This window comes from Maribacter sp. (assembly GCF_039974175.1).
Classification (GTDB): Bacteria; Bacteroidota; Bacteroidia; order Flavobacteriales; family Flavobacteriaceae; genus Maribacter_C.
On sequence record NZ_JBDWJN010000010.1, the window covers coordinates 280,355 to 305,531 of the forward strand.

At 41.4% G+C, this 25,177-nt stretch carries 17 protein-coding genes; 1 reads left to right on the forward strand and 16 read right to left on the reverse strand.

Going from position 1 to position 25,177, the window contains the following annotated elements; translation table 11 throughout:
- Positions 1 to 15: 15 nt before the first annotated feature.
- The 13 genes from ABJN95_RS10250 to ABJN95_RS10310 form a co-directional block, all read right to left on the reverse strand.
- Positions 16 to 1,344, reverse strand: coding sequence for a M28 family metallopeptidase (locus ABJN95_RS10250; RefSeq protein ID WP_348370305.1), 1,329 nt, complete (start codon positions 1,342 to 1,344; stop codon positions 16 to 18).
- Position 1,345: 1 nt separating this feature from the next.
- On the reverse strand, positions 1,346 to 1,969 hold the full coding sequence (locus ABJN95_RS10255) for a TMEM175 family protein (protein WP_348370306.1): 624 nt from the start codon (positions 1,967 to 1,969) through the stop codon (positions 1,346 to 1,348).
- Between the two features lie 31 nt (positions 1,970 to 2,000).
- On the reverse strand, positions 2,001 to 3,164 hold the full coding sequence (locus ABJN95_RS10260) for an MFS transporter (RefSeq protein WP_348370307.1): 1,164 nt from the start codon (positions 3,162 to 3,164) through the stop codon (positions 2,001 to 2,003).
- Positions 3,165 to 3,169: 5 nt separating this feature from the next.
- Positions 3,170 to 4,693 (reverse strand): nuclear transport factor 2 family protein, encoded by a 1,524-nt coding sequence (locus tag ABJN95_RS10265; RefSeq protein WP_348370308.1) that lies wholly within the window; start codon positions 4,691 to 4,693, stop codon positions 3,170 to 3,172.
- Between the two features lie 6 nt (positions 4,694 to 4,699).
- On the reverse strand, positions 4,700 to 6,142 hold the full coding sequence (locus ABJN95_RS10270; RefSeq protein WP_348370309.1) for an aminotransferase class V-fold PLP-dependent enzyme: 1,443 nt from the start codon (positions 6,140 to 6,142) through the stop codon (positions 4,700 to 4,702).
- A gap of 100 nt (positions 6,143 to 6,242) precedes the next feature.
- Positions 6,243 to 8,054 (reverse strand): acyl-CoA dehydrogenase family protein, encoded by a 1,812-nt coding sequence (locus tag ABJN95_RS10275; RefSeq protein WP_348370310.1) that lies wholly within the window; start codon positions 8,052 to 8,054, stop codon positions 6,243 to 6,245.
- Positions 8,055 to 8,071: 17 nt separating this feature from the next.
- Complete coding sequence (locus ABJN95_RS10280) at positions 8,072 to 9,262, reverse strand: acetyl-CoA C-acyltransferase (RefSeq protein WP_348370311.1); 1,191 nt, start codon at positions 9,260 to 9,262, stop codon at positions 8,072 to 8,074.
- Positions 9,263 to 9,267: 5 nt separating this feature from the next.
- The gene (locus ABJN95_RS10285; RefSeq protein ID WP_348370312.1) at positions 9,268 to 11,673 is read right to left on the reverse strand and encodes a 3-hydroxyacyl-CoA dehydrogenase NAD-binding domain-containing protein; all 2,406 of its coding nucleotides are present in this window, start codon (positions 11,671 to 11,673) and stop codon (positions 9,268 to 9,270) included.
- A 14-nt stretch (positions 11,674 to 11,687) separates the two neighbouring features.
- Entirely contained in the window at positions 11,688 to 12,137 is a 450-nt protein-coding gene (locus tag ABJN95_RS10290; protein WP_348370313.1) for a MarR family transcriptional regulator, read from the reverse strand.
- A gap of 317 nt (positions 12,138 to 12,454) precedes the next feature.
- On the reverse strand, positions 12,455 to 12,844 hold the full coding sequence (locus ABJN95_RS10295) for a hypothetical protein (RefSeq protein WP_348370314.1): 390 nt from the start codon (positions 12,842 to 12,844) through the stop codon (positions 12,455 to 12,457).
- Positions 12,845 to 12,948: 104 nt separating this feature from the next.
- A complete protein-coding gene (locus ABJN95_RS10300; RefSeq protein ID WP_348370315.1) occupies positions 12,949 to 14,721 on the reverse strand; it encodes an AMP-dependent synthetase/ligase in 1,773 nt (590 codons plus the stop codon).
- A 503-nt stretch (positions 14,722 to 15,224) separates the two neighbouring features.
- A complete protein-coding gene (locus tag ABJN95_RS10305) occupies positions 15,225 to 15,674 on the reverse strand; it encodes a GNAT family N-acetyltransferase (RefSeq protein WP_348370316.1) in 450 nt (149 codons plus the stop codon).
- A 6-nt stretch (positions 15,675 to 15,680) separates the two neighbouring features.
- Positions 15,681 to 16,334 carry a DinB family protein gene (locus tag ABJN95_RS10310; protein ID WP_348370317.1) on the reverse strand — a complete coding sequence of 218 codons (654 nt, stop codon included), beginning with the start codon at positions 16,332 to 16,334 and terminating at the stop codon, positions 15,681 to 15,683.
- Between the two features lie 495 nt (positions 16,335 to 16,829).
- Here ABJN95_RS10310 and ABJN95_RS10315 point away from each other — a divergent pair, with 495 nt between their 5' ends.
- Positions 16,830 to 19,436, forward strand: a complete 2,607-nt coding sequence (locus ABJN95_RS10315; RefSeq protein WP_348370318.1) for a T9SS type A sorting domain-containing protein — start codon at positions 16,830 to 16,832, stop codon at positions 19,434 to 19,436.
- A 54-nt stretch (positions 19,437 to 19,490) separates the two neighbouring features.
- Here ABJN95_RS10315 and purL read toward each other — a convergent pair whose 3' ends face one another.
- From purL to ABJN95_RS10330, 3 genes are all read right to left on the reverse strand, one after another.
- The gene (gene purL, locus ABJN95_RS10320; protein ID WP_348370319.1) at positions 19,491 to 23,282 is read right to left on the reverse strand and encodes a phosphoribosylformylglycinamidine synthase; all 3,792 of its coding nucleotides are present in this window, start codon (positions 23,280 to 23,282) and stop codon (positions 19,491 to 19,493) included.
- Between the two features lie 368 nt (positions 23,283 to 23,650).
- On the reverse strand, positions 23,651 to 24,373 hold the full coding sequence (locus ABJN95_RS10325) for a M23 family metallopeptidase (protein WP_348370320.1): 723 nt from the start codon (positions 24,371 to 24,373) through the stop codon (positions 23,651 to 23,653).
- A gap of 6 nt (positions 24,374 to 24,379) precedes the next feature.
- Positions 24,380 to 25,093, reverse strand: a complete 714-nt coding sequence (locus ABJN95_RS10330) for a hypothetical protein (protein WP_348370321.1) — start codon at positions 25,091 to 25,093, stop codon at positions 24,380 to 24,382.
- Positions 25,094 to 25,177 lie beyond the last annotated feature (84 nt).

Here is a 25,177-nt window from a genome sequence, read left to right on the forward strand (position 1 = left end):
ACCATTCTTCTATTGTTACCGAAATACGGCATTTGGAAAAACTACCGGGCTTTCAAAACCGTTCTGTCCCACTGCCGAAACTCCAAAGAAAAAATTATCAATAACGATGCCATCAAGGGTGTATTCAGATAGGTCTCCAACAAAACGACTGTTGTCCCAGGTAGGGGAGGTGGTATCTCTCCAATAGATTTTGTATCCAATCGCCCCATCTACTTTAGTCCATTTGAATTTAGCCGAAGGTTCTACGATTCCACCAATTTCGACTTTTGCCGGGGCGGCAGGTGCCCAAGCCAAAGACGCCAGGTTGATAGCATTTACTGCGGTAAGTTTTTTAGCATAGTCAAAATTCACATGCGCTAAGACATCCCCATAGTTGATGCCATTCTCTGTTCTGATATCTTGATGTTGTTGGGTATAGTTCTCATGAGCCTCCATGATACGAATACCTGCATACCCTGCATCATTAAAGGGGCGGTGATGCCCACCTCGGCCAAAACGGTCTAAGCGGTAAATCATCATGGGGTTCATTTCGGGCATATAGGTTTTGGTCGTTTTATGCACATAACGTGCTAACTGTCGCGAAATCCCGTCAACTTCACCACCGTAAAAACGTCTTGCTCTGCGTTGGTTTTCAGTTTCAGTTGCCGGAACGGGTTCAGAGAAAATTCGAAAATCACGATTACTGATGACCCCATCAACCCCAGTGATGTTACCTATCATATCGTTATTGAAAATCCCTATGATATTCCAACCGTCAGCTTTCATTTGCTTTACTAACCCTTGACCGCCGAACAAACCTTGCTCTTCTCCAGAAAGGCCCAAATAGATAATGCTGTTTTCAAATTTGTATTTAGAGAGTACACGAGCGGCCTCAATGGTGCCCGCCATTCCACTTGCATTGTCATTCGCACCGGGAGATTCATCTGTAAAGTTGGTGGGGTCACTTACACGAGAATCAATATCGCCACTCATAATGATATAGCGATTGGGATATTTGGTTCCTTTTTGAACAGCCACTACATTCACGATATAAACGTCTTTCACGATGCGTTGGTTGGTTCCTTTTTTTACGAGATCTCTCTGAAAGGAAACATCCAAACAATTGCCGCAATCTTCTGAAATTTTGTCGAATTCGCTTTTAATCCATCTTCGGGCGGCGCCTATTCCTCGCGTGGTTGAAACGGTATCACTTAAGGTGTGTCGCGTACCGAAGTTCGCTAAAGTGGTAACATCTTTTTTGATTCGGTCAGCAGAAACGGCATCAATGATGTCATATAAACGCTGATCAGTTTGAGAGAATGCGAATGACGAAATCAAGAAAAGTAAAATTGTAATCTTTTTCATTTTAATCGAGTTTAAACTTTTTAGCAAAATATACCCCGTGAAAATAACATAATGGTCCGAGTAACATATAAATCAATCCCGGTAGTGCCCACAGTATTCCAACTTTTGATTTGGCAATAATGATAGATAAAGCAGACACTAGGACAAAAATTGCAAAGTGTCTGGAATAGAATAGTAAATCGTGATTTGGCTCCGTAACCTTGGTTTTAATATAAGCCCTGTAATACATTAAACAAAAGCACAAAAAAATAAGGAAGAAGCCCAGGCTATATAGCTGAAAAAGTTCGGCTACTTCCTCAAAAGACAGTCGCTGCATGCCTGTCATCGAATTGATAAGAGATTTTAAGGGGAAAACATAATATAGTACGACAAACAATAATACTGCATTCAGTGCGATAATCACTTCATCAAGGTATTTCGTTCTTCTGAAAAAGTTGTAGTGTAAAAACCACAAGGCCAGCAAAACGAAAAAACTGACTCCGAAGCCTATAAATGCCAACCAATCTATTTGTATTACTGAACTACTTTTCTCCATACCTACTGACACTACTAAGAGGGTTGCGGCAAAGGCGAAAACCGCATCGCTTAATGCTTCAATTCTACTTATGTTATGTGGATATGTCATTGGTCAGTTAGAAGTATACAATGTATTAAAATTAACTGGATTTTTTTCCAAGACTTATCAAACCAAGCAAAGGACCTATTGCCAGTATTAAAAACAGCTGTTTAGGGTTGATCGTTTCGGAGAGATAAGATAACATCTGAATACTAACAATACTAATCGCAAAACCGACGCAGTTGACAAGCGTAAGTCCGGTGCCTTTTAACTCTGCAGGAATCGCGCTAGCCACCAAATTCGAAAATTGCGGAGAATCTGCGGTAACCGCCATTCCCCAAAGGCACCAGCCTAATAGGAATAAAGAAGTTGGCAATTGAAAGAATAGTGTTGAAAGCAAACACAATAACCCTGATAATGCCAGGGCGCTAGAGGCAACTTTGTGACTGCCTATTTTTTGAGCAAGAAGCCCACCTAGAATACATGATAATCCGCCCAAAGCGATCACAATGCCAGTCCATATAGGTACGGACAGTGTTTCTGAATTCAGAAGGTTAAAGGTTTGAATCGCTAAGGGGGTAAAGGCCCAAAACGCATAGAGTTCCCACATGTGGCCAAAATACCCCAAGGCCGCCTTTCGGTAACCGGAGATTTTAAAAAGTTTCGAGCCTGCGTTCAATTGCAGTTGGGTACTTGGTTTTCGAAACGGACCATTTGGGACTAGCAACCAGAGTGAAATTCCACCCAAAACGGATAGTATGGAGACGGTTTTTATAACCGTGTCGGGATTGTTTCCGAACTCCGTGCCACTGACCAAATAGGGTAGTGATGTGCCTAACACCAATGCTCCAACTAAAAACCCCAAAGCTTTACCCAGTCCTTTTTCGTAGTAGTCTGCTGCGATTTTCATTCCCACCGGATAAATTCCGGCCAAGAAAAAACCGGTACCAAAACGTGCTGAAAGCAGCACCCATTTTGAGATTTCCTCGAAAAGCAAAACCAAGTTACATCCGGCAGCTAGCAATGCACAAACTAGAAACACAAGAGAAGGCGAAAACCGATCCGCTATCATCAAGACAGCAAATACTAAAGTTCCTGTGATAAAACCAAATTGTACAGATGAGAGAACATAGCCTATGATTTCATTGCCAAGTCCGGTTTTTAAGGTGAGTTCATCGATAATTGCATTGCCCGCAAACCACAAAGAAGTACAGGCAAATTGCGAAAGAATGATTATCGGAAGAATATGTGGTTTTGGTTTCAAAAATTTTATCGCACAAAGGTGACTTTAGCTATCTTCCCGTTTTCTACTTCGTAGACTGCAACCGCGCTAAAATTATTTCCGTTTGCCGTAATGTATTCTTCATCAATCACAATGTTGCGAATAACTATTCTATTTTTTATTTCACAGTGTAAATCAGGAGTGGACTCGAAAAACCCAGCGTAGCCTTTTCGCATTTCTTCTTGCCCTTTTGACCTTTCTTGGTCAGGAAAATTAAATAGCTGCACATCTTCCGTATAGGTTTGTAAGAAACCATCAATGTCTCTAGCATTATATTTATCCAATTGTTTTTGGACAATTGTCTCTGGATTTGGTGCCGCCTTATCATCAAAAATAAACCTCATGCTAGAAATGGCGTTATTTTCAACCTCATAAAGTGCCACCTGAAATTGTTGAAACACACCATTTTTTGTCACCTTTTCTTGGTCGATTACTTTATTGCCGATAGTAATTCGATTGACAACTTCAACTTCGTATACTTTGTTGTCTGGTGAAAGACCGCTGTAATTCCTCCGCATCTTTTCACGACCGACGTATAGGGTGTCAGCTGGGAAATTAGTAACTAATACGTTTTCTGAATAACAATTTACAAAGGCATCTAAATCACCTGCGTTATAAGAATCAACTTGTTTTTGCACAATCTTACTTATCGGCTCTTGAGCAACTAATGCCAAATATTTACCATCGGGACTTACGGCCATTCTAGAAACAGAATTGATTTCCTCATATTCAGAAAGGTTAATTGATTCTGGGTTTTCTTTAGATTCAGGTTTGAACCTATACAGTAGGTTGCCGGTTGCAGTCAGCATGCTGCCATCGGCCATCCAAGTAATATCCTCTGTTGTAGGAGGTAATTGAGAAATGATCTCCGTTGCTCCGGTAATAGGATGAAGCGATTTGACAAACCAATTTTCTTGATCTTTTGCAATGTAACTTACCAATTCTGTATCCGGAATTTTATGCAAAGATCTTCCAACTTGTTTTTGAACCGTAGTATGGGTTCCGTCCGTTAGATTTGAAACTACCAAATCCATTCTGTTGTCTACTAAAATGGTATGGACAAGAATATCATCGGAATACCAAACATGATAGCCAACTTTCGCATCTTTTCTTATGACTTTAGAAGCTCCATTAGAGGTATCATATTCATACAAACGTTGAAGTCCAGAAGTGTCTAAACGCACTGCAGAAATAGCTGTTGATTTCGGAATTCTCAAAGGTGAGTATTCACTGCCACCAGCAGTATCAATAATCCATGAAATGCTACTTGATTTAATAGTGTACCTGGCAATATCGGTTTGTCCATTCCTCGTACCTGCAAATAAAATAGTGTTCTCATCGTAAAAAGAAGGTTGGTTGTCATAACCTTCATTGTTCGATATATTTCTTAGGTTGCTTAGCTTCATTTTTCCATCTGCATGGGTGATATCCATCAAGTAAACTTCTGTGTTTGGTTGAGCGGAAAGTTGAATACTTATAAAGAGTAAAGTAAGCGTTAGTAATTTTTTCATAGGTTCTTAGTTTTTTATGGATAATAGAACTTCTAATTTTTCCATGACTTTTTCAAGTAGGATTTTAAAATGTTCTTCAGTCGTAAAGGGATTCATCACTGTACATCGTAAATAGTGTATTCCCTTTAATTTGGTGTGTACGATATAAAATTCTCCCTCTTCCAATAACTGCTGCCGGATTTTGGAATTTATTTCGTTTAAGGTATTCAAATTTAAATTGTTATCAACGTATCGGAAGCAGATGATATTAGAATTAGGTGCAATGGCCAATTCAAAATTGGGATGTTGTTGCACCAACGATCCAAACTTTTTTCCCATATCATACAACTGAGTGACATAGGCGTCGAAAATACTTTCTCCATACGTTTTTAGCATGGTGTACCAATGCAGGCTCATCATGGTTTTGGTACACTCAAAGGTACGCTTGGCTTTGTTGTACCAATCTTCATGATCAGACTGTACCAAGAGGTAATCAGCTTTTTGATTGAAGGTAGCGTGTGCATGATTTCCATTTTTAAAGAGTAGGGCTGTCGTAATGGTCGGTAGCATCATCATTTTATGTCCATCGATTACCACCGAATCTGCTTGGTCAATACCCGCCACAGTGTACTTGTATTTTTGAGAGAAAATTGCAGCGCCGCCATGAGCTCCATCTACATGAAACCATATATCTTGTTTTTTGGCAAAAGTGGCAATACGTTCTAAATCATCGTAAACACCTGTTGCTGTTGAAGGAGCGCTTCCCACAATGGCAAATATATGAATGCCGTTTGCTGTTGCATTGCGGAACTCATTTTCTAGAAGGGAGGTATTCATTTTATAATCTTCCGTCACGGGTATTTTTAGAATCCCTTTTTCTCCCAAGCCCATAATTTTTGCAGCCCTATCTACGCAATAATGTGCTTCTCCCGATACCATAATTCCTAACGCCTGTTTATGGCCTTCATTCCAAATATCGTTTTTGACTTTTGCTTTTCTGGCCGACAACAATGCTGTCAAGTTCGCCAAAGTGCCCCCTGAGGTTAAAAATCCGCGAGAGTCGTCATCGTACCCAATTTTTTTACAGAGCAAATCAGTGACAATACGTTCCATAGCGGAAGGTGCCATACCCATTTCGTATATGGCCATTCCGTTGTTGAGCAAACCACTCATCATGGCGGTAAGGGCTGTGATGGGGGCTGTTGGGGTTACTTGATGACCAATACACTTGGGGTTGTGAACTGCAGTTATTCGTTTTAGAATTTGGGCGAACAACTCAGATTCATCTCCATTTTCCAAGAAATTATTCCAAAAAGTACGTTCGTCTTCAGGAATATGCCAATCTAAAGTAGGGGTGCTATGACGATGCATTTGGGCCTCTAAATGATTGGCCAATTCATCAATCAATTCATGCCCACGTTTCCTAAAATCTTCTGGAGAGTAGGCCGCTTTCAGGAGTTTATTCTGCATGCCTAAATTTACCCTCTTAGCAGCTGTAAACCAAATAAAAAACCGTCCACCAAATGGCGAACGGTTTCCACTTCTGTCTCAACAAAAGTTTCAATCTGAATTAGTCAAAGGTATACCCGTTGTCTGCAGCTACTTTATCGGCAATTTGAGTACGTAAAGCTACCACATTGGGGTAGTTGGTATATTTTGTAAAACGTTTTAATCCCATAAGCATCATGCGTTGCTCATCACCTTCGGCAAAGGAAACGATTGCTTCCCTACCTTTTTTGATGACTATTTCAACGGCGTTGTAAAGATATAATTGCGACATCGCTATTTGCACGGCTTGCGCTTCCTCGCCGAAACGTTTGGCATTTTTTTCGGTTCTAAGAATGGTACTTTCCGCCATATAAACTTCAATCAAGATGTCAGATGCGGCCATCATTAGTTGCTGATGCTTTTCCAATTCAGGACCGAATTTTTGAACTGCTGAACCTGCCACCATTAAGAATACTTTTTTCAATCGCGCCACCAAGTCCTTCTCCTCAGCAAACAGCACTGAAAAATCTGGAGCGTCGAAAGACGGAATACCCATTAACTCTTCTCCAACCGCGGTAGCTGGACCTAATAGATCTACATGTCCTTTCATGGCTTTTTTTACCAACATGCCTACGGCAAGCATACGATTGATTTCGTTTGTGCCTTCATAGATTCGTGCTATTCGTGCATCTCTCCAGGCCTTCTCCATAGGAGCCTCAGCACTGAAGCCCATGCCTCCAAAAATCTGAACACCTTCATCTGCTGTATGCTGAACATCTTCAGAAACTGCAACCTTAAGAATAGAGCATTCAATGGCATATTCTTCAACACCTTTCAATTCTGCTTCTTGATGTGAGTTACCTTGTGCTTCTCTCAGAGAAATTCTGTCCTCTATGTTTTTGGCTGCTCTATAACTGGCTGATTCACCAGCGTAGGCATTGGTTGTCATATCGGCTATTTTACCCTTGATGGCACCAAAATTAATTATCGGGGTTTTGAATTGAATTCGTTCGTTGGCATACCTTACAGCTTCGTTAATAACGCGTCTTTGCGCTTCCAAACAAGCTGCTGCCAGTTTTATACGCCCTACGTTCAAGGCGTTCATGGCAATTTTGAACCCATTGCCTCTTTCGGAAAGCATGTTTTCAACTGGTACTTTGGTATCATTAAAGAAAACTTGACGCGTAGAAGAGGAGTGAATTCCCAATTTCTTTTCTTCATCACCTAAGGTGATTCCGTTACTCGCGTCATTTTCAACAATAAATCCGGTTATATTCTTATCATCGGCTATACGAGCAAAAACAATGAACATATTACAGAAACCTGCATTGGAAATCCACATTTTCTGACCTGAAATACTATAGTAGTTTCCGTCATCAGACAACACTGCCTTGGTCTTTCCAGAATTTGCGTCAGAACCGGCGCCCGGCTCGGTAAGACAATAGGCACCAAACCACTCGCCACTTGCCAGTTTCGGTACATACTTCAATTTTTGCTCCTCATTCCCATATAGGGTAATGGGCATGGTACCGATTCCTGTATGGGCACCATAAGCAGTACTAAAAGATCCTGTAGCCCCAGATATGTAGTCACAAACCAACATGGTGGAGACAAAGCCCATACCCATACCACCATAAGCTTCGGGTACTGCTATACCCAAAAGGCCTAATTCACCTGCATGACGCATGGTTTCTTCTGTATACGCGTAGTCTTTGTTTTCGAAACGTTCCCATTCTCCCCAAAGCTCGCGGTCAACGAATTCTTTGGTACTATCGCGCATCATTCTTTGCTCTTCAGATAAATCCTCAAGAGTGAAGACATCTTCACATTTGGTTTCTTTTACTAGGAATTGTCCGCCTCGTAAGATCTCTTTATTCATAGTTTCAGTACTCATAATATATGTTTCTTTTTCTAATTCAAAAATTCAAAAATACCAGCAGCTCCTTGACCCGTTCCCACACACATAGTAACCATTCCGTATTTTCCTTTCATCTCTCTTTTTCTCATTTCGTCAAACAACTGAACAGATAACTTTGCACCAGTACATCCTAATGGATGTCCTAGCGCAATTGCGCCACCATTTACATTTACAATATCTTGATTCAAGTTTAGCTCACGCATCACCGCCAAAGACTGTGACGCAAAGGCTTCATTCAACTCAATTAATTCAATATCGTCTTGTTTTAGTCCAGCTTGTTTCAACGCTTTTGGAATAGCGGCAACTGGACCAATACCCATAATTCTTGGGGGTACGCCTGCAGCAGCATAATTTACCAAACGTGCAATAGGTTCAAGGTTCAGTTCTTTCATCATTTCTTCGCTCATTATCAAAACAAAGGCAGCTCCATCACTCATTTGAGACGAGTTGCCCGCTGTAACACTTCCACCGGCTGCAAATACAGGGCGCAGTTTGTTCAAAACTTCAACGGAAGTTCCTTTTCTAGGGCCTTCATCTTTGGTTACCGTATACTTTTTTTCTGCCTTTTTGCCGTTGGCGTCCAAATAGGTTTGTTCTACCTCTATCGGAGCGATTTGACTTTGAAAGCGATCTTCCGCTTGTGCTTTCAAGGCTTTCATATGCGAATTATAGGCGAACTCATCTTGGTCTTCACGCGAAACTTTGTACTCGTTAGCTACTGCTTCGGCGGTATTTCCCATTCCCCAGTAGTAGTCCTCATGACCTTCGCTGACCAAATCGTAATTCAACTCGGTTTTGTATCCGGTCATGGGCACGGCACTCATACTTTCAGCTCCACCTGCAATGATACAATCTGCCATTCCAGATTGGATTTTTGCAGTTGCAATTCCGATGGTTTCAATTCCTGAAGAACAAAAACGGTTTACGGTCACACCCGGAACATCTACTATGTCTAACCCCATTAATGAAATCAAACGTGCCATGTTTAACCCCTGCGAACCTTCGGGCATTGCGTTACCAACGATAACATCGTCGATTCGCTTCTTATCGAAATCTGGCAATTCCTTCATCATATAATCGATGGTCTCTGCCGCCAATTCATCTGTACGCTTAAAACGGAAAACTCCTTTGGGTGCCTTTCCGACAGCGGTTCTATATCCTTTAACTATATATGCAGTTCTCATGTTTCTTAATTTCTTAATGGTTTACCTGTTTTAAGCATGTGCTGTATTCTTTCCAAAGTCTTTTTCTCTGAACATAATGATAAGAAAGCCTCACGTTCGATATCTAAGAGGTATTGCTCAGATACTCTTGTCGGTTCTGATAAATCACCTCCAGCCATAACATAAGCTAATTTATTGGCGATTTTCTTATCGTGTTCACTGATATAGCGACTTGCCTCCATAGCATCTGTTCCTACTAAGAACATACCTAAAGCCTGTTTTCCAAGTACTTTAATGTCTTTGCGCATTGGAGGTTGGGTGTAACCAGCTTCCGCCATTAGCTTCGCATATGCCTTGGCTGTGGCGATTTGCCTATCCTTATTCACTACAACAGTATCTTTTCCTTTTTGAAGCAAGCCTAAATCAAAAGCCTCATAGCCTGAGGTTGATACTTTTGCCATTCCGATAGTCAAGAAGTATTCTTGTAAGACATTCAACTCCACATCATTCTTTTTAAAGGTATCTTGTGCACGTAGGGCCATTTCTTTAGAACCTCCACCGCCAGGAATCACACCAACACCAAACTCAACAAGGCCCATATAGGTTTCTGCTGCGGCCACTACCTTATCGGCATGAAGCGAAATTTCGCAACCACCACCAAGCGACATTCCGTGCGGTGCAGCCACCGTAGGAATAGAAGAGTAACGCATGCGCATCATTGTATCTTGAAACATTTTAATGGCCATGTTTAACTCGTCGTACTCTTGCTCAACGGCCATCATGAATATCATACCGATATTGGCACCTACAGAGAAATTAGCCGCTTGATTACCAACTACCAAACCTTGGAAGTCTTTCTCAGCTAAATCAATAGCTTTATTAAGTCCGGCTAAAACATCCCCCCCAATCGTGTTCATTTTCGACTGGAATTCCACATTCAAAATGCCATCGCCCAAATCTTCAACTACCACACCTGCATTTTTGAATACTTGCTTCGATTCGCGGATATTATCAAGAATGATAAAGGCATCTTGACCTGGAATTTTTTCTACGGATTGCTTCGGAATGTCATAAGTGTAAGTAGCACCATCTTTTACATCGTAAAAAGATTTTTGACCTGAAGCCAGCATCTCAGCTACCCAAGGAGCAGCAACTTCACCTTCCACCTTCATGATTTCCAATCCTTTTTCTACCCCAATGGCATCCCAAATTTGAAAGGGTCCGTGTTCCCAACCAAAGCCAGCTTTGGTGGCATCATCGATTTTGTAGATATCATCAGTGATCTCTGGAATGCGGTGTGATACATATGCAAACAGCGCAGCGAAACTTTTTCTATAGAATTCGCCCGCCTTATCTTTTCCATCTACTAAAACAGCGAAACGGTCGACGACCTTATCTATGGTTTTTGTTAACTCTAGGGTAGCAAACTTGGCACTCTTTTTAGATCGATATTCCATCGAGTCCAAGTCTAAGGTCAAGATTTCTTTCTTTCCGCCTTCACCTTTCACACGTTTGTAAAAACCTTGGCCGGTTTTACTTCCCAACCATTTGTTTTCCATCATGGTGTTGATGAAATCGGGTAATTTGAAGGTTTCACGCTTTTCGTCTTCAGGACAATTGTCATATACCCCATTGGCGGTATGTACCAAAGTGTCTAAACCAACAACATCAACGGTTCTGAATGTTGCCGACTTCGGTCGACCGATTACCGGACCCGAAAGTTTGTCTACTTCCTCTACCGTCAACCCTAAGTCTTTAATCATATTGAAAAGACTCTGAATGCTAAAAATACCAATGCGATTTCCGATAAAGGCTGGAGTATCTTTTGCAATTACCGACGTTTTTCCTAGGAACTGTTCTCCATACCCATTTAAGAATTCCAATACGTCAGGAGAAGTTTTCGGGCCAGGAATGATTTCGAACAATTTTAAATAGCGCGCTGGATTAAAGAAATGTGTGCCACAGAAATGCTTCTGGAAATCGTCACTTCGACCTTCACTCATAAAGTGAATCGGAATACCGGAAGTATTGGAGGTAATAAGTGTACCAGGAGTTCTATGCTTTTCTATATTTTCAAAAACGATCTTTTTGATATCCAATCGCTCGACTACAACTTCGATGATCCAATCTACCTTAGCAATTTTAGATATGTCATCTTCTAAATTTCCCGTAGTAATTCGTTGCGCGAACTTTTGGCTGTATATGGGAGAGGGTTTCGATTTTAGCGCTGCCGTTAACGAGTCGTTTACCAACCTGTTTCGAACCACTTTGTCTTCAAGGGTCAGTCCCTTGGCTTTTTCTTTGTCGCTTAGTTCTCGCGGAACGATGTCTAAGAGTAAGACTTCGACTCCGATATTGGCGAAGTGACAAGCTATGCCGCTCCCCATAATACCAGAACCTATTACCGCTACTTTTTTAATATGCTTGTTCATGTATGGGATTCCTGTTAATTAGTTGTTGCTTTATTATATATTTTCTTTTCAGAAATTAGGTTGTTGATGGTATTCATTACTTCAACAAAGTGATTCAATTTTTCTTCTGAAACATTTTTCTTTACCGCATCATCAAATTGAAGCACTACTTCCTTGGAGTAATTCCTTTTTTCCACGCCAAAGTCTGTCAAGTGAATTAATACCCCTCTGCCATCATTCGGATTCGGTTTGCGCTCGATCAAACCCTTCTCTTCCATACTCTTCAGGATACGTGACAAACTTGTCGCTTCCATTCCCATCTTAGGGCCTAGGGCGGTTGACGGTGTGCCGGTTCTCGGGTCGATACTTAATAAGGTAAACCCGACCGCCATGGTCGAATCAAATTCTTTGGCTTCTTCGTTATACATTCTGGCAACTGCCTGCCATGTGGCCCGCAGGATATAATCTATTGTAACGTCTTTCATAAATTTGGTTGTGGGAACCCAAATATAGATAAATTTATTATGCGTGCATAATAAATGGTAATAAAAAAAATGAATGTGGTGATAATACTACAAACAGTATAGGGGAGGGTACTATGAACAAGGGCTACAATATCCTTAGAACTTTTAGAGGCCTTTTAAAAATTGGCATTGGGCCTACAAAATCAAAAACCCAGAAGCAAGACGAATTTGTATTGTTTCTGGGCTCTATCAGCAGCGTAGTCTTGCTGTTACTATCTCAAAGCCTGCTTCAAGGCAATGGGTCTAAGGTCGTTTCGGGTAATACGATGGCATTCGCACTAGTCCAACATTTTTTTGGAAAGCGCTTGCAGCTCTTCCGCTTTTTTAGACATATAGGCCGTTAGCTTTTCAGCATCGGCATCGGAAACCTTTACACTGACTTCTTGGGCTTTAGTGGCCAAGTCTTGTCCTTTGGTCGCCAAGGACGCGAAAGCAGTCATATCCTTACTGTCAACGGCCTTTTTGTAGTCCTCCAAATAGGCTTCATAGCTTTCGACATAAGCCTGTACGTCAGCATCGTGAAAATTCGGAATTCCTGCTACAGAGCTAGTGCTTTCAGCAGTTGTTTCTAATTTTGTTTCAGCATCGGTATTCGCAGTTGTTTTGTCTCTACATGCGGTAAGGGCAAGTGCAGCCAAAACCGAATAGGTAAAAATTACGTTTTTCATGATATAGATTTTGTTTGTTACTATGCTACAAACTTATCTACAGGGTCTTTAGATGCTACCCCTGAAAGAAGGGAAAACTAAAAACGGTTTAAAGGGAGGTACTTCTAATGCGAATAGATATCATTGTACAGGCCGATGTATTTCTCTTTAATAATCTTGCGGCGTAGTTTCATAGTTGGTGTCAGATGCCCTTCATTGATACTCCAAACGTCAGAAGTCAGACGAAACTGCTTCACCTTTTCCCATTTTGCAAAAGCTTCATTGGCTAGGTCGACCTCTTCTTGATATTTGGCAAGTACTTTTTCGTTGAGCACAATATCAGAATTTTCACTAATGGTAATATCATTTTGTTTTGCCCATTCAAATAAATACGGAAAGTCTGGTTGAATTAGGGCAGCCGGCATTTTTTCACCCTCACCTACAACCATTAATTGCTCTATGAATCGCGATTGCTTGAACCGGTTTTCCAATAGCTGGGGCGCCACATATTTACCACCAGACGTTTTAAACATTTCTTTTTTACGATCGGTTATTTTTAGAAAGCCATCTGAATCGATCTCACCAATATCACCGGTGTGAAAATAGCCATCTATCATGACTTCGGCAGTCTTCTCAGGATCTTTATAGTAACCTTGCATGACACTAGGAGCCTTTACGCAAATTTCTCCGTCCTCTGCAATTTTGACTTCAACACCGGGCAGGAGTTTACCAACGGTTCCTATTTTAAACCCGTTATTGCGCATATCGTTCACTGAAACTACAGGAGAGGTTTCGGTGAGTCCGTAGCCTTCCATTACCCCGAGTCCGGCAGCATTGAAAATTCGGGCTAGTCTAGGTTGTAGGGCGGCGCTTCCGGATGAGATGACTTCGAGATCACCTCCTAAGGCTTCTTTCCATTTACTAAAAATCAATTTTTTTGCTATCCCTAATTTCTTTTCATACCACCAACCATTCTGTCCGTACGGTTCATATTTCAATCCTAATTCAACGGCCCAAAAGAAAATTTTCTTCTTGAGTCCCGTCAAGGCGGTTCCTTTGGTCAAAATGCTGTCATATACTTTCTCCAAGAGGCGAGGCACGGCGGTCATCACATGAGGGGAGGCCTCTTTAAGGTTGTCGGTAATTTTATCCATAGACTCCGCATAGTAGATGCTTACGCCATTATACATATATAGGTAGACCATCATACGTTCATAGATATGGCATACCGGTAAGAAACTCAAGCAACGAGAATTTCCTTTTTCAATGGGCAAGCGTTCTGAGCTGGTCAACGCATTGAAAACCACATTTTCATGTGAAAGCATTACACCCTTTGGACGCCCGGTGGTACCAGAGGTGTAAATTAAGGTTGCAAGGGTTTCTGGTTTTACCCCTGCTTTTCTATCTTCAACAACATCTTGGTTAGAAGTGTCTTCACCCAATTTCAAGACCTCACTCCAATTTTTACAATTTTCCAATTCATCAAAGGAATAGACTTCTTGTAAACTAGGTACCTGGTCTTTAACAGACATTACTTTAGCATACACTTCAGCACAGGAAACAAAGCAATATTTCGACTCGGAATGATTCAGCACATAGGCATAGTCCTCTTCTGAAATGGTAGGGTAGATAGGTACATTTTGAGCTCCTAATTGAAGAATTCCGGTATCCATAACGTTCCACTCAGAGCGGTTGGTCATTGAAATGAGCGCCACCTTATCATTTTCTTGAACGCCCAGTCGAAGTAAGCCACGGCTAATGGCATTGGCCTTGTCGACATATTCTTGTGTTGACATGGGTACCCATTCGCCGTTTCTCTTATCGAGAAAGCAGTTAGAGAGCTTGTATTTTTCCAACTGGTAATATGGAAAATCGAAAAGTCTGGTAATATTTTGCATAGCTAGTTTCTAATAGGTAACCGCAAAATAGGGAAAGCGGAGGGAATATTAAAATTCACAAAACAAATTCAAGATTTTTGCCATAAGATACTTGGCGTGTTACCATCTGAATTATGCAGTAGTTAAAAACCATGAATTCTTTAAAATTCATACCCTAAATTTGTTCACGCTGTACGATCTAACATGAACAGATAAGTACATCTTAACTATTTTTGTGGTGCTTCATTCAGTAGTGCTCATCTTTCTTTTGATGGAGAAGGTGAACAAGGTTGCCTTTAGGAAACAACTGGTTTAAAAAGTTCGGTGTGGCTCATAAGCCTCATCTCTATTGGGGCTTAGGAATTTCCATAGGTGTATCTTTTAAAGCTGGGCCTTTGAATCAGCGAAGAATGGATTTCGTATCTGCAGGCGCCAATTTGATTAACTAAAGCGATCATGCCTCAAATCAAATGGGTGGAGCTTGTACAAGCTCCACCCGTTTTTTTTAATGCTTTTGAGGGCTTCTACAAATGGAGTTTCATTCCCTCATGACTGGCTATAAAGCCAAATTTTTCATAGAAGTTTAATGCTTCAGGTCTTTTTTTGTCGGTAGTCAATTGTACCACATGAGCACCCTTGTCTTTTGCCCTTTGAATGGCCCATTCGAATAATTGCTGTCCTATGCCCATGCCGCGTAAGTCTTCATGAATGCGAACAGCCTCAATTTGGGCCCGTATACCCCCTTGATAGGTCAAGTATTGAATAAAAGACAATTGCAATGTGCCAATGACCTTACCCTTGCGGTCTTCTACAACCATCAGTTCTTGGTTAGGGTCGGCACGTATACGTTCAAAGGCATCGTAGTATTTTTTGGGCAGTGGGTTTTGGAAATCTTCCCGCAACTGCCCTAGCTTATCGTTTGCAATCATTTCGACAATGTCTGCAAGGTCTTTTATATGGGCTCTTCTGATCATGTTGTTTTAGGCGATGCGACTTTTTATGAATTTGAATTGCCCGTTGTGGTTTGACTCATGTTCACAAACATGAAACCATTTGCAGTAGTTATTGGTAGGCCCCCAAGGGAAGTCTTTATCTACTGTCATGAGCCATTCATCATCGCGATTAGCAAGTTCTTTTAGGGTGTTTTCTCGTACTTGTGACAATTCGTTGAGGTAATAATCGTAAGTATTTCCTTTAATTGTTTTCCTTGCCGCTGCTCCAAGGCCAGAAGGTACCGACCATTTATCGGCATCTGCTTTTGACCAATCTCCCCACCTTTTATTTTCAAACGTATGTATTTGGTAAAAACGTTCGGTAGCTGCTAAATGCATGAGCATGGCACCAATGCTATTGGCGTTTTCATCTACCAAATAATCCAAATCAGCAACGCTCATATTCTTTACAGGTGATAATATCACCATTCGCATCCAATTCAACATAGAAACTAAGGTGCCTATTTGTGGCGTATAGCCTTCTTTGGGTCCGACAATGTTTATATCGCGGTCTTGGGTGAAGCTAAGCGGCGCCTCATGTGGGGATGCAAAGACAGTTGCCGTGCCCAAGGTGCCTAAGGTGAGCAAAGACGATTTTTTTATAAAACTTCTTCTGTTGACTTGTTTTGATGGGTGTTCCATTTTTTTTGGATTTAAAAATTTGTTCTTAAGGTACCTATTTATTTTCAAGAACCCACGCTCTTGATGGCTCTTACCCCTGCGAACTGCCTCCCTTTGGCGTCAAAGACCGCTTTGATATGCTAGATGAAGAATGAAAGGCGGTTGTACTATACCAATCATGACATCTGCGGTGTTGGTGAAAATGGCGAGTGCTTGATTCGGATCGCTACTAATGCTCTTAAGGGGCTCTAAAAGACCTTAGAGAGCAGTTGTTCAAAGTGCTTTCGTGATTTAAACAAGTAATCGTCACCAATTGTTTCGATAATTCGTAAAACAGCTATATGTGTTGCTTTTCGAAGGTTCAAAGCAGTATTCCTATTAAAAATCAGGGCAGTTCACCGTTTATCTACAATAAATTGCCGTCTGACGGGTTATAACCACATAAACGTCTAAATGTAGGAAAAATCTTATGCCTGTTTTTTTACTTTTGTGATTAAATAATATAAATCCCAAGTTATGAAACAAATCTACTTAACCAAAATATGGAGATGCTTAGCCAGTATACTATTGCTAAGTATAGTGCTTCCACTTAGTTCACAGTGCCATGCACAAGCTGAACCCTTCAACTGTGATTATAGTGCCTATTTATTTCAATATTCAGATGTATATGCCATTGATTTAGCTTCAGGCCGTTCTTACCTTGTAGCCGAAGAAATTGTTCCTGATAGAATTAATGCTGCAGCCTACAACCCAACCGACGGCTATATATGGGGGTATCTTTCTAGCCCGTCTAGATCAATTGTTAGAATTGGAAAAGATTTTTCGACCGATATTTACACCATACCTGAATTAGAAGTAGGTAATAAATATGTAGGCGCTATCAATGCTAATGGTATCTATTATTTTAGGTCAGGCAGTTCGACCTATTTTTCAGTTGACTTGAACAATGATTCTGCTACCTATTTAAACTATCTCGGTTCGCAGCAGCTTTCTAAAAATATAAGCATACACGATTGGGCGTTTAATGCCTTGGACGACAAAATATATACAGTTGAAAAAGGAACCAACAAGCTGTATCGCATTACAGCAGAAACGGGTGCGGTAGAAGATTTAGGCGTAGTTCCTATTTTAGCTGGACTAAACTATACTTTTGGAGCCGTATATTTTGATGCCGCAGGAAATTTTTATGTTTCGGCAAATCAGTCGGGCTCCGTGTATATCATTAATGAGGTTCAAAACGTCACTTCTGGACAAATCTCTTCCAATATATTTGCATATGGACCAGCAAGTGCTAGCAACGATGGAGCTAGATGTCCTACTGCTCCAGTGCCACAAGAAGATTGTGCAAATGGCGTAGATGATGATGGCGATGGTTTGGTAGACTGTGATGATCCTGCTTGTTCTGGAATAAGCGAGTGTCCGGTTACGTATACAGCTTCCTCGGGTAACGACGGTGGATTGGAAAGTAATGACCGTTTGGCTCAGCAAATAGGTAGAAGAAATTACATGCGCGCTAAAGACGGTTATGAATTTGACCAAGCCAGTGCAAAACGTGTGAAGAGAGACGCTTCCTATATGAAGCGAGGTACCACTGCTAAAAACAGTATTTCATTAAAAACCTTGGCCCCATTAGGTGTAATTAATGAAAGTGAGATTTTAGAATCATCAGCAGAAGACTTATTGAGTCTTACCAACGCCAGTGAAATCTATTCTGTAGATTACCTTAAAGACGATGCCTCGGTAGCCGCGTTAATGGTTATCAAGACTGAAGATCAGGTTTATGAGCACAGCAAATTTATTTGCGATCGTTTTCTAGGTGCTGAGTTATTGTCGGTATCCACACTTCAAATTCGTGAACAGAACTTTATAAAGTCAATAATCAAACAACCCAATGGAGAACGCGAATTTGCACTGACCTTCTCAGCGCGTTTAGATGCCAATGATCATTTTGTTATAGAATCGCATTGGAATATAGACGCATACCGCAAAGACGCCCTGTATTACAACTACCAAATATGGTCGAATTCCATTGATGATTTGATTGTATTGGGAGAAGAAGTTTTAGATTTACTTGAAGTAAATAGTCCTATTGACGCCTATAGCGCTTCGAAACCACCCCCGGTTTTTGTGAAATCTGCGCAATATAAGAATGGCAAGGTGTTACTAAATCTAATTAATAACAATGATGCTAAGAGTTTGCGTCTAGAAGGCGGTATGAAACGAAGCGAAACTAGTGCTACTGAAACTGTACAAGTATCAACTGCCGTTGACGGATATTTACCGACCCTAGCGATTAATACAGGAAACCTTTTTGATTTAGGCTTTCGAATTAGCACCGTACTTGGTGATACCCCTGATGATTTGTTTGTTGCCGATGCCCCTTGGGGACTAGATGATTCAGCTGACGGATCAATTGCGGAAACCTATGAGGTGTTGCCCGCCGAAGGACCTTATATGGGTGACGGTTATCCAATTGAAAGGAATATAAGCTTGCAAGGTACAACCGATAGTTATCTAGGGGTGTACCGTGCTTTGAGCCCAAGATTTGCCGCAGTCGACTTAAGTGAATATACCAAGATAGGTTTCGAGGCAAGTGGAACTGGAGTATTAGAGGTGAAAATATTAAAAGGCAATGGTCAGACGTTTTCAACTACCGTAGACTTGAGCACAGCGAAGCAAAAATTTAGTTTGAATAGTGCTGATTTCAAAGATGCTTCCGAGAGTGGTACTGATTTTACTGACATTAAGGTGCTCTCTTTTAATTTGGTTGCGCAAAACGGATATGCAGAAGAAAAAGGCATGGAACTCTCTAACATTGACTTTAACAACAATGCTGAAGCTCCAAAATTCATAGATGAAGATCAAAACAAGGCGATCTTAAATCCGAATCCGATGGTTACTACATCAGCGCTTTACTTCTATGAAGAACATGCCGGAACATATACCTTTAATCTTTACAATTTAGCCGGCAAGCAAATGAGTTCGCACTACCAAGAAGGTGACACATTTGCTGGGCAAAACGTAATTACAGTAGATAGAAAATCACTTTCCTCTGGCTTGTACATCTATAGTTTGAAAAGTTCAACTGAGAAAACCTGGACAGGAAGATTGATTATAAATTAGTAGTTTTTTATTATGGTTAGGCAGAAGTAGGTCAGCATTCACATATATGCTGGCCTATTTCTTTGTTTGTATCACCCATGTTCTAGCATTCACAAAAGCCGCTAACCAAGGCGAAACTTCATCGTTTCGATTAGCAGGGTAGTGGGCCCAGTTCCAAGGGAAGGTAGAACGTTCGATATGGGGCATGGTAACCAGGTGTCTTCCCGTCGCATCACATAACATAGCGGTATTGTAATCACTTCCATTCGGATTTGCTGGATAGTCTTCATACCCGTATTTCGCTACGATTTCATAGTTTTCTTCGGAATGTGGGAGACTGAATTTCCCTTCTCCATGTGATATCCAAACCCCTAGGGTAGTACCAGCTAAGCTAGATAGCATTACCGAATTGTTTTCCTGCACCTTCACAGAAGTAAAATTACTCTCGTGTTTGCCAGAATCGTTATAGGTCATCTTACCGTGCGTTTCGTGATCAGGATTGATCAGGTCTAATTCCATAAACAACTGACAACCGTTACAGATACCGATAGATAGGGTATCAGGTCTGGCAAAGAAATTCTTGATAACCTTGTTTGCTTTTTCGTTGTACTTGATTGCTCCCGCCCAGCCTTTGGCGCTACCTAGTACATCGGAATTGGAGAAGCCGCCTACAGCACCTAAGAATTGTATGTCTTCCAAAGTTTCACGACCAGATATTAAATCAGTCATATGCACATCTTTGACATCAAAGCCCGCCAAATACATGGCATTTGCCATTTCACGTTCAGAGTTACTTCCCTTTTCTCTTAAAATCGCCGCTTTTGGTCTCTCTGTGGCATCGCGTCGAGTCGAGATGCCGTTCGTATTGGTGGCAGATTCCGCACCTGACAGATTAGATGGCAGTTTGCCCGTGAAATTCTCCGGAAAAACATACGCCAAAGCCTGCGCCTTATAATTCTTATAACGGTCTTTCGCGAGTCCGTTTGCGCTTTGTTTGTTGTCTAACAAAAAAGAAGTCATAAACCAAGTATCTCTAAGCGATGACACGTTCAAGCCCATTTCCATACCACCATTTCTGATGGTCAATTCGGCTCTGGTGGTAACCTTACCAATTTTTTTGAAATCGATTTGTGCATTATTGAGTGATAGTTCTAGATCCTCAGCTGCATCAGGATGAGCTTGAAAAACGATGCCTGCATTTTCCGAAAACAAGACTTTTATGGTGTCTGATTCGCCGAGACTCGATAGGTCTAATTCAGCACCCAAGTCTGTATCTGCAAAACACAATTCCAACAAGGTAGTAATTAATCCTCCTGAAGCAACATCATGACCTGCAATGATTTGACCCTTTCGAATTAAATCTTGGATTTCATTAAACCCTTTCTTAAAATAATCGGCATCTTCAATGCTTGGCGCTTCACTTCCGATAGCATTTAGAACTTGATGGAAGGAAGAACCGCCTAGTTTATAATTGTCTTTGGAGAGGTTGATGTAGTAGATATTTCCACCCTCTTTTTGAAGCACAGGTTCGACAACTTTCGTAATATCATCACAGTTTCCAGCGGCGGAAATGATCACCGTACCCGGACTAATAACATCGCCATCTTTGTATTTCTGTTTCATCGAAAGCGAATCTTTTCCAGTGGGGACATTAATACCTAAAGCAATGGAGAAGTCGGAAATGGCTCGTACGGCTTCATAGAGTCTAGCGTCTTCTCCTTCGTTCTTGCAAGGCCACATCCAGTTGGCGGACAGAGAAACGGATTGCAATCCGTCTTTTAGCGGTGCCCAGATAATATTGGTCAAGGCTTCCGCAATACTGTTCCTGCTTCCCGCACCAGGATCAATAAGTCCTGAAATGGGGGAGTGACCGATAGCAGTCGCGATGCCCTCTTTTCCTTTAAAATCTAGGGCCATGACGCCTACATTGTTCAAAGGCAATTGTAAAGGTCCGGCACATTGTTGTTTGGCAACACGTCCGCCAACACATCTGTCTACTTTGTTGGTAAGCCAATCTTTACAGGCAACAGCCTCTAATTGCAATACGCTCTCCAAATAATCATGCAAGAATTCCAGCGAATATTCCGCATCAACATAAGTTCTTTCAATGGTATTATCGGTCATAATGGTTTTTGGCGAACTTCCGAAAATATCGGAAAGCTTGACATCCATGGGTTTCTCAGCTGTGGTAGATGATTCGAAGGTAAAGCGGTCGTCTCCGGTCACATCGCCTACTTCGTAGATGGGCGAGCGTTCTCTTTCGGCAATTCGGCCGAGTAGAGCGGCATCGTCTTTTCCGATAACCAAGCCCATACGCTCTTGCGATTCGTTACCGATTATTTCCTTGGCCGATAAGGTAGGGTCACCAATGGGGAGTTTATCCAAATCGATTTTTCCGCCCGTTTCTTCTACCAATTCGGAGAGGCAGTTTAGGTGTCCTCCAGCGCCATGGTCGTGAATAGACACTATAGAATTTTTATCACTTTCCACCATCCCGCGAATAGCATTGGCGGCTCTTTTCTGCATTTCTGGGTTTGAACGTTGTACTGCATTCAATTCGATGGCCGAACTAAATTCACCAGTATCCGCACTTGATACGGCTGCACCACCCATGCCGATGCGGTAGTTGTCACCGCCTAGAATGACGATCTTATCGCCTGTTTCAGGTTTGTCTTTTAAGGCTTGGTCTGCCTTGCCGTAGCCGATACCACCTGCTTGCATGATGACTTTGTCGTAGCCCAATCTGCGCTTTTCAGGCCCTTGACCATGACCCGTTTCCAATGAATCTTCCAAAGCTTCCTGACTTAAGGGCTCTGAGGCCTCGTCATGTTCAAAGGTTAATACCGAACCAACAATCAAAGGCTGCCCAAACTTATTTCCAAAATCAGATGCGCCATTGGATGCTTTTATCAAAATGTCCATGGGCGTTTGGTAGAGCCATTCGCGTTCAGACATACCCGTTTCCCATGGGCGTTCTTGTTCTAGTCTTGAATAAGCCGTCATGTACACCGCTGTACCCGCCAAAGGCAATGAACCTTTACCGCCTGCCAATCGATCTCGTATTTCACCTCCTGAACCCGTTGCGGCGCCATTAAAAGGCTCTACGGTGGTAGGGAAATTGTGCGTTTCCGCTTTTAAGGAAATGACAGAATCAAAGGACTCTTCTTGATAAAAATCGGGTTTGTCTGCAGTCTTGGGAGCAAATTGCACCACTTTCGGACCTTTTACAAAAGCCACATTGTCTTTATAGGCCGAAACGATATCGTTGGGGTGTTCTGCTGAGGTCTTTTTAATCAACTTAAACAACGAAGTCGGCATTTCTTGGCCGTCGATCACGAAGGTGCCATTGAAAATTTTATGGCGGCAGTGTTCGGAATTTACCTGGCTAAAACCAAAAACTTCAGAGTCGGTCAGTTTGCGACCCATTTTCTCGGAAAGGTTATTCAGATAAGCCACTTCATCATCACTTAGCGCCAAACCTTCTTGTTGGTTGTAGGCGGCCACATCAGCAATCTCTAAAATGGCTTCGGGTTCCACATCAATAGTATAGATGTCTTGTGTTAGTGCCGAATATTTTTGCGAAATCATCGGGTCGAAATCGGTATAGGTTTCGTCAACACTTTGAAATTCTTCAATACGTGCGATGCCTAAAATACCCATGTTTTGGGTAATCTCCGTGGCATTGGTACTCCAAGGCGTAATCATAGCTGCTCGTGGCCCAATAAAAAAGGCGTCAAGAGACGCCGCGTTTATTTTGGGTTGGTTGCCGAACAACCATATAAGTTTATCTGTTTCTTCTTGAGAAAGTTCTTGATTCGTTTGAACTGCAAAAACTTTGTTTGTTTGCTCTCCGAAAAAGTGAATCATTAAGTGACTAAGTTGTACTGATTAATAAAGGCACAAATTTAGCCTTTAAAAGGCATTTTTTTACTATTCGGTTATTAAAAAGTTAACAGATTACAATGGGTGTTGTTGATAAAGTGGTTAGGGCCGTTTGAATGGAATACATTTTAATTCGATCAGATAAAACCAAATAGGTGCAATGTTTATGCTTTACCGTCTATATCCGAGACGTTTTTGGAAGTCTATGTAACACTATGGTATGGTTATCTAGTTATATTCCTAGCTTATTAGCAAGAATCGTTAAGAGTTTAAATGTCTGGGCTAGAAGGCAAAAAGTGCAACAAATGCAGAGCTGAAGCAACCGAGAAGGAGCTGTTTTTTGAAAACTGCAGCTAGTTTTTTCGAACTTTTTGGTCTCTCGTGGGCTCACCTCTTGCTATAAAGATATCGTCCTCATAATAATTTTGAAATTGAGCGGGGAGTCCGAATCCGTTGAGGTAATCGGGTGTGTTTTGTAATTGATAGTGTAAATGTGTTCCGGTAGAATTGCCGCTATTGCCAGCTTTGCCTACTTCTTGGCCTTGAACCACAGTGTCTCCCACAGCCACGATGATAGACCCTTTTTTAAAATGTGCCAAGAGCGAATATTCGCCATTCAAATGGTCGATCATAATATAATTTCCACCCAGGTTGCTATTATTAATATTTGGGTTAATGAAACCAGGGCGTAAGTTGTCGTCAATGGAATTCTCAACTGAAATAATTACGCCATCAGCAGGAGCATTGATACGCGCACCAAAACCAAAGGCGTCTTCATTAGTGCTACCATCTCCAGTGGCTGCTCGGTCGCCTTCTATTTTAATCATATCATAGGCATAGCGTTGGCCACTTTCGCGCTGAAAAAAATGACCACCCCCATCAGCATGTGTTCTGCCTCCAGCAGTGAGATACCACTCTTCTTCAAAAGGCAATTCTAAATCTGTGATGGCTTGGTAGTTAAAATAAACGTCTTCATCTAGTTGGCCTTGATCACCTATTAAGGTATCAGCACAAGATGTTAGTACAACGATGAGCACCGTTGATAAGATTGTAGTAAGGCGTAAACTAGGTTTCATATAGTGTTAAAATTTAAATTGGATACCGAGATTCAGCTGATGCTGTAATTCTCTATAAGCATCGGAAATTTGAAGTCTGTCATAATGGAAATTATAAATCGCTTTGATATCAAAGTGCTTCGAAAGGCTATATTTATATTCTGTATTGCACCAAACACCTTGATATCTGCCTAAAGAATAGGTGCTGTCTTCGAAGGTAGCCACCCGCAACATAAAAAAGGGAATCGTCAATTTGGAGGTTAGGTATTGCCTTTGGTCTATCTGATAGGCAAACCGACCAGCCAAACCGAATTTTTGCTGAGCGTCATAGGCCTGCCAATCGTTATAGCCCGACACATTGGTTTGTGCTTGCAAACCAGCATGTATGGTCCATCTACTTTTAGTATAAACAGGCCGTAAATAGGAAAAATTCAGCACTACTTTAGCATAGGAAGCATTCAGGGCCGGAATGGTTTCCGATTTTAAATTGGTATCTAAATAATCGAGCTGTACTTCAAATCGTTTGTCTTTTTTGGTCTTGCGCACATATTTGAACTGATGATTTAAGGCATTGTAATCATAACGAACCACAGGCGCAAAGGACAAATTCTTTATAGCGCCAATAGTATATCCTGATGAAAATTCAAGACTATTTTGCCTGGTATCCGTTACTGTTTGAGAAACTGCTGTGGAAGAAGAAAGCGCAAGAATGGAAAGGGGAACGAGTAGTTTTATATTCATATAAGGTGGTTTGGATTGCTAATCTATCTGTATTCTATCCTGTTTTTTGTTAAATGAAATACAATTGGATTTTTTTTAACGGAT

What these genes read in the sequence shown, in the direction of transcription:
- ABJN95_RS10250 (WP_348370305.1), bottom strand. Translation starts at nt 1,344, where the DNA reads ATGAAAAAGATTACAATTTTACTTTTCTTGATTTCGTCATTCGCATTC.
- purL (WP_348370319.1), bottom strand. Translation starts at nt 23,282, where the DNA reads ATGATTCACTTTTTCGGAGAGCAAACAAACAAAGTTTTTGCAGTTCAA.
- ABJN95_RS10265 (WP_348370308.1), bottom strand. Translation starts at nt 4,693, where the DNA reads ATGAAAAAATTACTAACGCTTACTTTACTCTTTATAAGTATTCAACTT.
- ABJN95_RS10305 (WP_348370316.1), bottom strand. Translation starts at nt 15,674, where the DNA reads ATGATCAGAAGAGCCCATATAAAAGACCTTGCAGACATTGTCGAAATG.
- ABJN95_RS10315 (WP_348370318.1), top strand. Translation starts at nt 16,830, where the DNA reads ATGAAACAAATCTACTTAACCAAAATATGGAGATGCTTAGCCAGTATA.
- ABJN95_RS10325 (WP_348370320.1), bottom strand. Translation starts at nt 24,373, where the DNA reads ATGAAACCTAGTTTACGCCTTACTACAATCTTATCAACGGTGCTCATC.
- ABJN95_RS10280 (WP_348370311.1), bottom strand. Translation starts at nt 9,262, where the DNA reads ATGAGAACTGCATATATAGTTAAAGGATATAGAACCGCTGTCGGAAAG.
- ABJN95_RS10290 (WP_348370313.1), bottom strand. Translation starts at nt 12,137, where the DNA reads ATGAAAGACGTTACAATAGATTATATCCTGCGGGCCACATGGCAGGCA.
- ABJN95_RS10295 (WP_348370314.1), bottom strand. Translation starts at nt 12,844, where the DNA reads ATGAAAAACGTAATTTTTACCTATTCGGTTTTGGCTGCACTTGCCCTT.
- ABJN95_RS10275 (WP_348370310.1), bottom strand. Translation starts at nt 8,054, where the DNA reads ATGAGTACTGAAACTATGAATAAAGAGATCTTACGAGGCGGACAATTC.
- ABJN95_RS10285 (WP_348370312.1), bottom strand. Translation starts at nt 11,673, where the DNA reads ATGAACAAGCATATTAAAAAAGTAGCGGTAATAGGTTCTGGTATTATG.
- ABJN95_RS10330 (WP_348370321.1), bottom strand. Translation starts at nt 25,093, where the DNA reads ATGAATATAAAACTACTCGTTCCCCTTTCCATTCTTGCGCTTTCTTCT.
- ABJN95_RS10310 (WP_348370317.1), bottom strand. Translation starts at nt 16,334, where the DNA reads ATGGAACACCCATCAAAACAAGTCAACAGAAGAAGTTTTATAAAAAAA.
- ABJN95_RS10255 (WP_348370306.1), bottom strand. Translation starts at nt 1,969, where the DNA reads ATGACATATCCACATAACATAAGTAGAATTGAAGCATTAAGCGATGCG.
- ABJN95_RS10300 (WP_348370315.1), bottom strand. Translation starts at nt 14,721, where the DNA reads ATGCAAAATATTACCAGACTTTTCGATTTTCCATATTACCAGTTGGAA.
- ABJN95_RS10270 (WP_348370309.1), bottom strand. Translation starts at nt 6,142, where the DNA reads ATGCAGAATAAACTCCTGAAAGCGGCCTACTCTCCAGAAGATTTTAGG.